The sequence below is a fragment of the Psychroserpens sp. genome (assembly GCF_036960315.1).
Lineage (GTDB): Bacteria > Bacteroidota > Bacteroidia > Flavobacteriales > Flavobacteriaceae > Psychroserpens.
The window spans coordinates 119,794-133,182 of record NZ_JBALVR010000001.1 but is presented as its reverse complement, the minus strand read 5'-3'; the positions used below and the strand labels follow the sequence as shown (position 1 = coordinate 133,182).

The window sequence follows — 13,389 nt, the reverse complement described above, 5'->3', positions numbered from 1 at the left end:
GTTCAATAATTAAGACACTACAACCTCCGAAAAGTCACATAAATATTGAAACTAATAAAGTAATTAATAGGTTAATTAATAAGAATCTTCTTAGTTTTTACAACATTTGCAGTTTTGAGATACACAACATAAGTCCCAGTACTAAGGTTAGAAATCTCTAATCCATTCTCTAAATCTTGAGAACTTACACTCGTATACTCTCTAACAGATTGTCCTAATATATTAATCACCATCAATTGCTTAACATCTGTTTGTAGGCCTTTAACAAATAACTTGTCAGAATCGTTATTAAAATAAATCAAGTTATATTGATAGTCATCTTCTTCAGTAGACAATGATGCTTCTGTTTGAAACACAATTTCGAATCTATTGTTAAATTCGCCTTCTTCGGAAGAAAACCCATAAGCTTGGTCATTTTTCAAATCGAAATAGGTTCCTGTCAAATTATCTTTTAAATAAATCTCTTGATCTTCAGCTATGTATTCTATTTCAGTGATTTTGATTTCATAGGTATAATCTCCTGAAGTCGTTAAATTAAGAGGGACAACTTTATTTGCTGATATTGAAGCATAGGCTTGCATTAACATATTCTGATCTTCAAGAATTAAGTTTAAATCATTAGCTAACACATCTGTATTTTTAGCATCATATCCATAGTCATATGCATCTGAAGTGAAATTACTGAATCCTAATAATAATTCTCTTCGTGTTACAGGACCTGTTACTGCATTAAACTCTAAACGAATTTTTTGCATGATGTCCTCTGTGTTTTCAACAGTATCTTCTTGATCTGTTTCACTTAATCTGAAAAATGAAGATCCATTGTTATATGTTCCATCCGCATCAGCTTCTTTAATGAACACTCGTTGGCCATTATTAAATACAATATCACCACTGTTAACAATTTCTGTCATAAATCCCTGACCTACAGGAAGGTATTTAGATGGTGTCACTGTTCCGTCTTGGGAACCGTTAGTAGCGCCTTCTTCGCCGACAAATTGATAGGCTCTGATTGATCCTAATTTGTTCACTTGAGCATATCCTCCATCATATTCATCTAGGTTGTGAGAAGTTCCACTCCATTGTTGCCATAATTGCAAGGTCCCATCAATTACACTTTCATTATCATCTATAAATTGATAAATATCTAATGCGGAAGGATAAGGATTTCCTAATAGGTAATCTGTTTTTGATACAGAAGGTACTGAACCGGCTCCACCTATATCGTTTACTGGTATAATAATAGTCCCATTATTCGGCTTTCCTTCAAAAATATATTGTTGCTGAGCACCAGTATTTCCAGTTCCTTTTTGAGTATAACCAACTCCTGGCTCTATAGCTGAAGTTGGTGCTAATGAGGCCCATTGATAGTAATTCAATCCATTTTTATAACTATACAACCATCGTGTGCTTATCTTACCAACTTCATTATAGGATGCGGTAAATTGAACACTATTTTCATTTCCTTCTTTAAGTGTATTTAAAGTAAAAATTGAGTTATTCACATTATTAGTAGAAGCGTTATTATCTAATAGTGTTGTTGCTGATTGAGCACCAACAGGTGACGCCCAATAGTTGTACCAATACACACTTGTATTTCCTTCTTGTCTTCTACGTATTTTACCATTTGCACTCGTTACTAGATCACTATTAATCCCTTGGATTAACTGAGAATCATTATTTAACTCTAAAGTACCATCTAATTCTAAATACCAACTGTTATTTATCTGTTGATCTCCATTTACAGTCAACGACTTGTTTTCATCAATAATAAGTCCTAAATTCTTATGTGAACTTGAGGTTGTAACATTACTTTCAATCTTTACAATACTCCAATCTTTATTAATGTTTACAGTTTCAATATCCCAAACATCTCCATGTAACCATGTGCCTTCTGTAGACCAATTTCCATTACTTGTTGCGCGATAAGGCATTGGTGCTGTTTGTCCTTGAAACGTAGTAATGTTATTTAATCTTAAAGTATTACTGTTATTAGAAAAATCAGTTGTAGTGCTATTTTTTATATCTGTCATCGGGAAATAGGCAATTAAATTAACCCATGGAATAGTAGCGTTGGAAGTAATATCTACAATGTCTTTCCCAATAATTGTACCCCTTACATTACCAGAGCTATTTTCAATCTCTTGGTATACCATACGTTGAATTTGGTCCTTGGTTAAATCTATATCAAAGACTCTTACTTCATCAATTTCGCCTTTAAAGTATTCTCTATCGGTAACATTACTAGAAACCCTACCTACTTCAAAAGCACCATTACTATCGGAAGTCATCTTAATTTTGTCGCTTGTTATACCAGTATCTAATTCATTTTCTTGTTTGCCATCCACAAAGATTCTTAACATCCCTGTTGCATTTGAATATGTTCCAGAAATATGATGCCATTCATTAATAATAAGAGCATTTGAACTAACCACACTAGTGGCATTACCATCTGTTTTGATTGAAAAACAAGGCTCCTTTCCGTTTTGAAGATAGAGTTTACATGAGACATCTTCGCCTGCTATTGTTATATATCCAGAATTTCCTGAGGCAATCTTTACCCATGCCATTATAGTTACCTCATCTTTCCCATCAATAAATGAATCTGTTGCTAAGTAATCATCAACGCCATCAAAATCTAAAGTGGCGGAAGGTGGTGGATTTGTATTGAACAAATCTCTATAATCAACATCGCCTCCACTAAATACATCACCATCTAAATCCGGTAATATTGAAGAGGAAGGTGTATTTATTTCGTCATTGGCATCCAAAGGATCACTTAAATTAGAGCCTTCAAATAAATCATCAAGTCCATCGGAATCAGAATCAGCAAATGTAACTATGGTATTTGCCATTCCATTTTCTTCAATATCTGGTAACCCATCATTATCTGTATCTAAATCCAAAACATCTGGATACTTATCATTATCAGTATTAACAACATCAATTCCAGTTCCATAAACGACATCAATACCTGTTTTAACATTAACATTCATTGAAGGTGCTAAATATCCTAAAGTCGATTGGCCTTCAACATTATCAGGAATACCATCATTATCACTATCTAAATCTAAATGATTGTAATCCCCATCGCCATCAAAATCCTCACCTGTAATAATGACTAATGAATTGGCGTTAAAATCTAAAAATTCACATTGCGTGAAAGACATACCAAATTGACGCAATCTGGTTCTAGTTGTAGTTTTAAAAGCCTGCATACGCATAGAAAACGAATTTCCAATAAATTGATAATACGCACGTAACCATGGTAGTGTAGAGAAACCATTAACTGTGATATCTCCTGAAGTGATTTCAATGTTATTTGACCCAAGATCATTAATAACAAGATCGGAAGGGTTTTCAATTCCATAAGCAGCAGGGTTATAATATATAACCGATTCTTGTAAATCACTTGTTCCATCGCAATCCCATGTAATTCCGTTAATTCTAAAAATTTCTGTTGACGGCGTAGTTGTATCTGCATCGACAATTGTAAATTGAAAAGTTGCTCCAGGTGTACCTGTTCCGGTAAGATTAAGTTCGGTTTGTAAATAGGTAGGATTATCGATAGTATCATTATCAATATTGGCAACGGTTGCATTAGTTAGCTCCATAATTTCCATTAAGACATCATATCCTTGAATGGCATTGCTAAATCTATAAACAGCACCTACATTTCCAGCGGAAGCTGTACTGGCTCCAGCATCATAAGTTCCGTTTTCAAATTCAAGAGGAGGTAATGTGCATTCAAAACGGTCTTGCCCTAAATTTTCAGCTGCATCCGTTATACCATCACCATCATCATCATAATCTAAATAATCGGCAATGCCATCACTATCTGTATCTAGTTCACTATTACAGCCAACATCTCCACCAGTAACATTAAAATATATCGTCTCTCCTGAGGAATTAGCACCACTACCATCATCATTAATTACCTCAACTCCAGCAACATATACTTTTACATGACTATCACTGCTCCAACCATCATTAGCGATATCATACATTTTTATATAATAGTTATTACCGTTTGTAACACAGCCCAAATTATACTTTGAGCCGTATCTGTCTTGTAAATCTATTTGAGTTTCAGAATAACATTGAGAATTATCACAAACTGTTGTAATTAAGTCATGAGCCGTATTGTAAACCTCGACTTTATTCTCGTACGAATTACTAGGCCATCTTACATTAATCTGTAATTTCGAATTCTGCGCCAACGATATATTTGTAGCACATAAAAAGGTAAGAATACCTATAAGTAATTTTGTTTTCATGACTTTTAGATTTGGGGTAAATCGTAAACTAATTAATCTGATTATTAAGTATCTACATGATTTTTATCGTTAAAAATTCAAAATAAATCGATTAGGACCACTACAGTACTTAAATAATCAATGAAATACATACAAAATGTATTGAAACTAAACTTGAGGGAAGAGTGATTCGGTTAATGGACTCAAATTAATGTTTTGCATTGAGACACAGGACAATAGTAAAACAAAAAATCGATATAACCAAACAAAAATCCGTTGAAGTGGTTATTTATACCGATAAAGTGTTCGATTTTTAAGCTAAAAACCCAACTAAATCTTCAATTTTAGAAATTAATTGAACCTTAATTGCTGTGTGTTTTAAAGAAATTTTATTGTATTTGGACACAAAAATGGTTGAAAACCCTAATTTTTCGGCTTCTAAAATACGCTGTTCTACACGTTGTACTGGACGAACTTCTCCAGACAAACCTACTTCGGCAGCAAAACAAAAATCTTTTTGAATAGCAATATCTTCATTTGATGATAGAATTGCAGCGACTACAGCTAAGTCTATTGCTGGGTCGTCAACTGTAATTCCTCCAGTAATATTTAAGAAGACATCTTTTGCTCCTAGTCTAAATCCGGCGCGTTTTTCTAAAACCGCAAGCAGCATGTTGAGTCGTTTGGCATTAAATCCTGTAGCACTTCTTTGTGGTGTTCCATAAACCGCTGTGCTTACCAATGCTTGCACCTCAATCATTAATGGACGCATGCCTTCCAAAGTTGCAGATATCGCGTTTCCAGATAATTCCTCGTCTTTTTGAGATATTAAAACTTCCGAAGGATTAGAAACTTCTCTAAGGCCAGAACCTTGCATTTCATAAATTCCTATTTCATTTGTAGAACCGAAACGATTTTTATTGGCACGAAGAATTCTAAACACATGATTACGATCACCTTCAAATTGCAAAACAGTATCAACCATATGCTCTAAAATTTTAGGCCCAGCAATGTTTCCGTCTTTTGTAATATGGCCTATTAAGACCACAGGAGTAGATGTTTCTTTTGCAAATTTGATAAGCTCTGTGGTACATTCCTTAATTTGAGAAATGCTTCCTGAAGACGACTCAATATAATCACTATGTAGTGTTTGAATAGAATCTATAACCACGATATCGGGTACAAGTGCTTCAATTTGCTTAAATATATTTTGTGTTTTTGTTTCGGTAAGTATGTAGCAATTATTGGTGTTTGGATTTATGCGTTCGGCTCGCATTTTTATTTGCTTCTGACTTTCTTCGCCAGACACATATAATGTTTTGTAAGGCAACTTTAATGATATTTGAAGTATTAGCGTACTTTTCCCAATACCTGGCTCTCCTCCTAAGAGTGTTAATGACCCAGGAACTAAGCCGCCTCCAAGCACACGATTAAACTCATTATCTATTGTGTCTAATCTTGCTTCTTGAGACATATCTATCTCATTTATTTTAAGAGGTCTTGAAACACGTTTAGTAGCTGACGAAGGTGTTTTCCAGTCGCTTTTTTCTGGCTTTTGTATTACTTCTTCAGTTATGGTATTCCATTCTTTGCAAGCTGTACATTGCCCTTGCCATTTGGAGTATTGAGAACCACAATTTTGACAAAAAAAAGTTGTTTTTAGTTTAGCCATATTCATTTTCCGAGAAAACGGAAATTATTGAATTTAAATTTCAGCTAAATTAAGATTTTTTAATTGATATCTTTAAACCAACTTATGATAGATATGATTTTAATTGTAGCTATTTTCGATTGTAGATTCGAAAACACATATCGCTTTATTTTGTGATATAGCCATTCAAAAAAGTAGTCGGTCGAATATATGCTTAGCTTAGTTTTCTTCATCTTCTGTTTCTGTTTCTGTTTCTGTTTCTTCTTCAACTAATTTCAAACCTTCTACATGAGACATAATAAATTCTCTATCAATATGAACCATATCCTCCAAAGCCAATGCAGATTCGTATAACTTCACTGCTTTTTTGGTCTTCCCCAGTTTTTCTGCATGCAGTCCCATATAATAGGTCCCGAAGGCAGAATTAGGATTTAACTTATTCGCAAGTTTACCAATTCTATAGACCGATTCTAGATCTTCCCGCTTTTCAGCAACATCAATTAATTGTTGGAGTTCTTCTTCGGAAATAGGCTTGAAAATTCCGAAGAGCTCATCAATACGATTGTATCTATCAACTATATAATCATCTAGAGATCCCTCATATGGAAACACCTTTTCTTTAAGTTCTTTCTCATCAAGAGGTTTGTATAATTCAAAAATTCTATCCATAGCTTTAGACAAAGCTCCTGTAACCAATTGATAGTGTGTATCTCCTTTTAATTCATCGAAATAATACGTTAAGTGTTGGTTGTCTAAAGATTTTAAACTCTCATTAGTTGATCTAACAGTCGCTCTAATAGACTTTATATCATTATCTGATGTTGCCATGTAGTAAAATATATCATCCTCTAACCATTCTAATCTCGTCGTGATATTTTCACTCATCACCCCTTTAAAATCTGGACTTATGTTAATGTAAGCTTGAAAAACAGGTTTTTCATGAAATAAAAACGCATTTATGAAATTACCCATAAGGTCATGACCTACTGCCACCTTAAACTTACTGGTGTTATAAGTAGCATCTAAATGCGGAATCAATTCTTGCTCAATAAACTTATAAAAACGATCACCGGACTCAAATGGTAATCCAGTCACTTCATCAAAATAGCTATCGTAAAAACGTTCCTCACCTTGAATAATACCGACAATTATAGATTCGGGCATTTCATCAAAATGTGTTTGAAAACTTACTTGACCTACTACAGGTTCAAATAGATATTCGCCATCAAAAACAATAATTACTGGATGTTTTAACTCAGACTCAGGGTCATAATTTTCAGGAAGCTTAATCTTTAATTGCCGCGTAGAATTTAGCTTTCGGGATTCAAATTTCTCATACGTTACTTGTGCAGAAATTTGTGCACAACATAATAATGAGATGATAAAGCATATGGCGTTTTTCATCTTAAGTAGGTTTAATTTAGGGACTGTAAATATACCTAAAATAAGTTAAAATGCTAATTTATTCGACGAAATGCATGTTTTCGTTCGAATAAAGCTACGACTTGTTCAATTTAGTGAGGCCTTATAATGAAATTCAATTGGACTTTGATTAATCTTGATCTTGAATATCGTAGATTTTATCTAACAAAACATCCTTAGATATAAACTCAGATGCTTCTAACAACAAACCCGATTGATAGCTTTGAAGTGCTTTTTTTGTATTTCCTACGAAATCATAATATTGTCCAGCGTAATAGGCACTAATCATAGATTCTGGGTATACTTTTCTAGCCAATTTTGATAAATTCTTTAGTGATTCGTCATCGTTTTTCTTCTTACTAGCTGCGAGCACAGCTTTTAAATCGTTTTCGACAACCTTTTTTTCAAATCCGTAGAAAAACTCAATATCATCATATTTTTTAATCAGATAATCATAAGGGCTCCCTTCAAAAGTGAGCATTTTTTCTTTGTATTCTTTTCTACTTATCGGTTTAAATAATGTGAAGATCTCATTAATAGCTTTAGGAATCCCTAAACCAACAAGTGAATAATGATCGGCATCTGTAAAATCATCAAACCTATAATGTAATTTAGAATTTTCAACTGAACTTAGAATTGTATTAAATGCTAAAATAGAATCTCTCAGACTTTTGACATCATTATCGGCAGTTGCCAAATAGTAAAAAGTATCTTCGGTAGTTGTCGTTAGTCTTTCTTTCAAACGATTTGCCATTTCAGGTGATAGGTCTGGACTAAAAGCAATATAACCTCTAAACAAGGGCTTATCCTTGAACAACCAATAATTAATGAAATTAGCGCTTTGATCATGGCCAACTACAATTCTAAAATTTGATGTTAAATAATTTTCATTGATATAAGGTATGAGTTCCATACCAATAAATTCAAAAAATTGCGAACCACCTTCATCTGATGGAAAATTAGTTTCGTCACTATAGGACAAATCTGAGTCTCTAGTTTTTACTTGGTTAACACCAACGACTATAGATTTTGGCATATCTCCCCAATACGAATGATAATCTGTATTACCAATTGTAGGTTCAAACAGATAATCACCATCTAAAACAACAACTAATGGATACAATACATCACCTTCAGGGTCATAGTTTCTTGGTAACTGAATTTTAATCTCTCGCGATTCTCCAATTTTTGAAGACTCGATTTTTTCATAAATGACTTGAGCTGTGGCTGTTTTAATAAACAAACCACATAATATAAACAAGATAATTTTATTCATGATAAGCTAGGTTTATAATATAGGCAAGGTAAAAAATTATTTAATTCTATTGTAAATTGGCAAGTAAATTAAAGATAATCCTCCTAATACAATTATCATAAAAGTTTGAGAAGACCACATAATCCACCCAAAAGCAATACTTGGTTCTTTAGCGATTGCAAATATTGAGAATGCTGCATAAACAGCTACAGGATAAGACCCTATGCCTCCATTAGTTGCGGCAATACTAAAACTAGCAGATATAAAGCCAATTAAAATAGCAGCTAAAGGTAAGTTAGCCGTTTCTGGAATCGCCAATGTTGTAACATAAAACATAAGCATGTACATTCCCCAAATAAATAAAGTGTGGAAAATGAAAGCCCATTTATGCTTCATTTTAAAAATACTCAAAATACCTTCAACCAATCCATTAACGAATTTACGCACTTTGGTTGCGAATTTTGACTGACTTTTTTTAAGAAACAAAAAGAAAAGACTTATCAACACTAATAGACTTACAATTCCAATTATAATTTTATAAAGATCAAATCTTTCGGCAAAAAATTGATAAATAAAATCAAACTCTAAAAATAAAGTGACAGCAATTATGCCAAGCATGACAACCATATCTGCAATTCGTTCTGCTACGATGGTACCAAATCCTTTCTCAAATGGCACACCTTCATAATTAGTCAATATGGTTGCTCTTGTAATTTCACCCGCTCTGGGAATCGTGTAATTAACCAAATACGTCGCAAAAACTGCCATAATACTATTTGGTAACCTTAACGTATAACCCAAGGGCTCAATCATAAATTTCCAACGATAGGCTCTAGATAAATGGCTTAAAAGCCCAAAAAACAACCCCAAACTAACATAAGTATAATCTGCGTTTTTGAAATACTTAATTAACTCGTCTATAGAAATTTTAGACAAAGAATACCACACAAGAGCCACTCCTAATAATAAAGGGAGTGTTATTTTTAGGATTTTACCAGTCTTTTTGTCCAAAAGTTTATTTTAAAAGATTAGTCGCTTCATCAGGAAATACCAAAGAAGGCTTGAAAACTTTAGCGTCTTCTATATCCATAAACGCATAAGTAATTAAGATAAGTGTATCACCAACAGCAACTTTACGAGCCGCAGCGCCATTTAATGTGATTTCACCACTATGTCGTGGTCCAGGAATACAATAAGTTTCTAAGCGTTCGCCATTATCGTTATTAACGATTTGAACTTTCTCACCCTGAATAATATTTGAAGCTTCCATTAAATCCTCATCAATAGTAATACTACCAATGTAATTGAGATCTGCTCCAGTTACTTTTACCCTGTGAATCTTAGATTTTACTACTTGAATTTGCATGAGGCAAAGATAATTAATTTAGTGCGATATTATCTATAAGTCTAATATCATCTGCATACACAGCGATAAATGCTCTATAAGACTTTTGGTTTGATTTTCGCTTTGCAGTTTTAAGGGTTTTAGTATCTGCTATGATGAAATATTCTAATTCTAATAACTCTTGTTTAGCAAATTGCTTAGTGACCCATTCTGTAACCTTATTAGCGCTTTTTGCGTCAAATTTTTCTTTGGCCAATTTTAAGGTTTTGTAGATAAAAGGAGCTGCTTTTCTATATGCAGGTTTTAATCGTGCATTACGCGAACTCATGGCTAATCCATCATTAGTTCTGTGTATTTCACATCCAATTACATTGACGGGTAGGTCATGTTTTTCAACCAGTTTTTTAATAATCATCAATTGCTGAAAATCTTTTTCTCCAAAATAGGCAGTGTTAGGCCTTACAATTTCAAAAAGCCTTTTTACAATAGTACCAACACCATCAAAATGACCATCTCTAAACTTCCCTTCCATTTCGTGCTCCAAACCATCATAGGAAAAAGACGTAGATAAAACATTAGTTTCATAAATATCTTCTACAGTTGGAGCATAAATTATGATCTTTTCTTCTGAAATTTCATTAAGTAGATTAACGTCGCTATCCAGTGTTCTTGGATATTTTACCAAATCCTCGTTGTTATCAAACTGAGTAGGGTTTACAAAGATACTAACCGCTACAAAGTCATTCTGCTCTAAACCTTTGCGTATTAATGATCCATGCCCTTGATGCAATGCTCCCATAGTTGGAACAAAACCAAGTGTGTTTCTTTTAGACTTTAAGGTGTCGACGAAAGCGATTAAGTCTGTTTTGTTTTTAAAAACGGTCATGTGATAACAAAAGTTTAACAGCCTGCAAACTTAATATTTTACTGGCAATCTGCATAAATTTTTGTAATTTTGCATGTTTTTTATTTATAATTCCAAAAACGCAGATTTATGAAAGATAAGAGAATATTGTATGTATCATCTGAGGTTGTACCATATTTACCAGAAACTGAGATTTCTTCAATGTCCTTTGAAGCTCCAAAAATGGTAAACAAACAAGGAGGGCAAATACGAATATTTATGCCTCGATACGGAAACATAAATGAAAGAAGGCATCAGCTTCATGAAGTGATTAGACTTTCGGGTATCAATTTAGTCATAAATGACTTAGATATGCCTTTGATTATCAAAGTAGCTTCCATTCCTAAGGAAAGAATACAAGTATACTTTATAGACAACGAAGAATATTTCAAAAGAAAAGCAACGCTTACAGATGAAGACGGAAAATTGTTTCCAGATAATGACGAACGTGCAATTTTCTTTGCAAAAGGCGTTATTGAAACTGTAAAAAAGCTAAACTGGTCTCCAGACATTATACATGTTAATGGTTGGTTGGCATCTTTGCTTCCACTTTACCTAAAAGAGTTTTACAAGAATGAGCCTTTATTCACCGAAAGTAAAATTGTGACTTCTGTATACAATCAAAGCTTTGAGGGTACGTTAGATAAGAAGATGATTAACAAAGTGAAATTTGATAATATAGAAGATAGTAAAATTGAATCTTTGGCTAACCCTACTTATAATAATCTTATGAAGATAGCCATAGACCACTCTGACGCCCTAATTAAAGGGTCTAATGAATTACCTAAAGAGCTTGATGAGTACTTAAATTCTGTTGATAAACCTGTTTTAGAGTATTTCCCACTAGAGGATTTCGCAGAGCATTATACCGAATTTTACAATACTAAAGTTTTAGATTAGTAAATACATTTATGAAAAAAAGAAAAATTGCCCTTAGAAACCTTGCGGTATTAACTCTTTTAGTAAGCTGTTTTATAGCTTGTGATAAAGACTTTGCTGATATCGATTCTGATATTATCAATAATGACACTGCTACCCATTTTGATACAGATTCGAGAGATTTTGATGTTATTGCCTATACTAAAGTCCTGGATCCCGTTCAAACAAATGGTCTTCCTGTGAATTTACTTGGTGTCTACAACGATCCTATTTATGGGGTTTCGACAGCAAGTATTGTCTCTGAAGTTGAATCGTCAATCATCAATCCTACGTTTGGAGAAAATGTTGTTATGGATTCTGTTGTTCTAAGTATCCCTTATTTTAGTACACCTACAGAAGTAACTGATGACGGCGCAACGATTTATGAGTTGGATTCTGTTTTTGGAAGCTCTGCAATAAAACTATCTCTTTTTGAGAGCAATTACTTTTTAAGAGACTTTGATCCTTCTGGAGAAATTAGCGATGTACAAAAATATTATTCTAACATGAGTACTGGGCTCGATTTTATTGCATCTAGTCAGTTAGAAGGGACTCCATTAAACCTTGAAGGTGATGGCGAAGATAATGTTATAGAAGAATTCACTCCTAGTAATGTACAAATAAGACTTCTAGACGAAGAGGGTGAATTAAGCAATAGGCTTATTCCTGGCTTAAGAGTAAAACTCGATACCACATACTGGCGAACTAAGATTGTTGATAAAGAAGGGGAACCTGAATTGAGCAACCAGAATAATTTTAACGATTACTTTAGAGGAATTTATTTCAAAGCTGAAGGGATTACTGCTGACGGTAACATGTCTATTTTAAATCTAACAGCACCAACAACAAACATTACGATCTACTACACGAGAGATAGTGACATTGAAGATGCAGACCCAGTTATTTCAACGTATGCCATCAACTTTAGAGGTAATCGCGTGAACTTTATATCTAATGAGGATCCTATTCTACCAGGAAATGAAACTACAGGAGATGAATTACTGCGTTTAAAAGGCGGTCAAGGTTCTGTTGCACAGATTAAACTGTTTAATGGAGAAGATATTGATGAGGATAATTCTATCGATAATGTATTCGAAGCTTTTAAAAATGAGTTTGTTGAAACTGACGAAGACGGTAATTTTGTAAGCATTAAAAAACTGGTTAATGAAGCGAACCTCGTTTTTTATGTCAATCAAGAAATGGTCGATTCTAACGAACCTGAAAGACTCTACATATACGATACAGAAAACCAAGTCCCTTTAACTGATTATTTTCTAGATTTTGCCAATACAACTTTCCCGGAATTTTCAAGAATCAGCCATTTGGGTCGATTACAACGTGTTAATGACGAAGCAGATGGAGATGGTATTAAATATAAAGTTAGAATTACCCAGCATATCAATAACTTATTGTTAAGAGATTCTACAAACGTTAAGCTTGGATTAGCCGTTTCTGGGAATATAAACCTCGAAAGTAATACACCGCAATTTGATGTCCTTAACGGAACTACTACAGAAGAGTCAATTCCGGTTAGTATGATAGTTTCTCCAAAAGGCACAATCTTATATGGAAACAACACCTCAAACGAGGAAAAAAAGCTATATTTAGAAATATTTTTTACTGAACAAAACAACTAAA

Annotated in this window: 9 protein-coding genes; 2 read left to right on the top strand and 7 right to left on the bottom strand. The window is 33.6% G+C overall.

The features are described from left to right. Nucleotides 1-71: 71 nt before the first annotated feature. From V7719_RS00595 to panC, 7 genes are all read right to left on the bottom strand, one after another. Nucleotides 72-4,277: a LamG-like jellyroll fold domain-containing protein gene (locus V7719_RS00595; RefSeq protein ID WP_335727910.1), complete on the bottom strand. Its 4,206-nt coding sequence runs from the start codon at nucleotides 4,275-4,277 to the stop codon at nucleotides 72-74. Nucleotides 4,278-4,569: 292 nt separating this feature from the next. Then, on the bottom strand, nucleotides 4,570-5,928 hold the full coding sequence (radA, locus tag V7719_RS00590; protein WP_335727909.1) for a DNA repair protein RadA: 1,359 nt from the start codon (nucleotides 5,926-5,928) through the stop codon (nucleotides 4,570-4,572). 198 nt (nucleotides 5,929-6,126) lie between these two features. After that, on the bottom strand, nucleotides 6,127-7,311 hold the full coding sequence (locus V7719_RS00585) for an alpha/beta hydrolase-fold protein (RefSeq protein ID WP_335727908.1): 1,185 nt from the start codon (nucleotides 7,309-7,311) through the stop codon (nucleotides 6,127-6,129). Nucleotides 7,312-7,459: 148 nt separating this feature from the next. Continuing rightward, nucleotides 7,460-8,605, bottom strand: a complete 1,146-nt coding sequence (locus V7719_RS00580; RefSeq protein ID WP_335727907.1) for an alpha/beta hydrolase — start codon at nucleotides 8,603-8,605, stop codon at nucleotides 7,460-7,462. Between the two features lie 36 nt (nucleotides 8,606-8,641). Further along, on the bottom strand, nucleotides 8,642-9,595 hold the full coding sequence (locus tag V7719_RS00575; RefSeq protein WP_335727906.1) for a lysylphosphatidylglycerol synthase transmembrane domain-containing protein: 954 nt from the start codon (nucleotides 9,593-9,595) through the stop codon (nucleotides 8,642-8,644). A 4-nt stretch (nucleotides 9,596-9,599) separates the two neighbouring features. Next, on the bottom strand, nucleotides 9,600-9,950 hold the full coding sequence (gene panD, locus V7719_RS00570; protein ID WP_335727905.1) for an aspartate 1-decarboxylase: 351 nt from the start codon (nucleotides 9,948-9,950) through the stop codon (nucleotides 9,600-9,602). Between the two features lie 13 nt (nucleotides 9,951-9,963). Continuing rightward, nucleotides 9,964-10,815 (bottom strand): pantoate--beta-alanine ligase, encoded by an 852-nt coding sequence (panC, locus tag V7719_RS00565; RefSeq protein ID WP_335727904.1) that lies wholly within the window; start codon nucleotides 10,813-10,815, stop codon nucleotides 9,964-9,966. A 108-nt stretch (nucleotides 10,816-10,923) separates the two neighbouring features. On the opposite strand from panC, the gene V7719_RS00560 reads away from it, so the two are divergent. Further along, on the top strand, nucleotides 10,924-11,733 hold the full coding sequence (locus V7719_RS00560) for a glycogen/starch synthase (protein ID WP_335727903.1): 810 nt from the start codon (nucleotides 10,924-10,926) through the stop codon (nucleotides 11,731-11,733). Between the two features lie 11 nt (nucleotides 11,734-11,744). Beyond that, the gene (locus V7719_RS00555) at nucleotides 11,745-13,388 is read left to right on the top strand and encodes a DUF4270 domain-containing protein (protein ID WP_335727902.1); all 1,644 of its coding nucleotides are present in this window, start codon (nucleotides 11,745-11,747) and stop codon (nucleotides 13,386-13,388) included. Nucleotide 13,389 lies beyond the last annotated feature (1 nt).

Coding starts and splice junctions, on each gene's coding strand:
- V7719_RS00580 (WP_335727907.1), bottom strand. CDS start 8,605: ATGAATAAAATTATCTTGTTTATATTATGTGGTTTGTTTATTAAAACA.
- V7719_RS00585 (WP_335727908.1), bottom strand. CDS start 7,311: ATGAAAAACGCCATATGCTTTATCATCTCATTATTATGTTGTGCACAA.
- radA (WP_335727909.1), bottom strand. CDS start 5,928: ATGGCTAAACTAAAAACAACTTTTTTTTGTCAAAATTGTGGTTCTCAA.
- panD (WP_335727905.1), bottom strand. CDS start 9,950: ATGCAAATTCAAGTAGTAAAATCTAAGATTCACAGGGTAAAAGTAACT.
- panC (WP_335727904.1), bottom strand. CDS start 10,815: ATGACCGTTTTTAAAAACAAAACAGACTTAATCGCTTTCGTCGACACC.
- V7719_RS00560 (WP_335727903.1), top strand. CDS start 10,924: ATGAAAGATAAGAGAATATTGTATGTATCATCTGAGGTTGTACCATAT.
- V7719_RS00555 (WP_335727902.1), top strand. CDS start 11,745: ATGAAAAAAAGAAAAATTGCCCTTAGAAACCTTGCGGTATTAACTCTT.
- V7719_RS00595 (WP_335727910.1), bottom strand. CDS start 4,277: ATGAAAACAAAATTACTTATAGGTATTCTTACCTTTTTATGTGCTACA.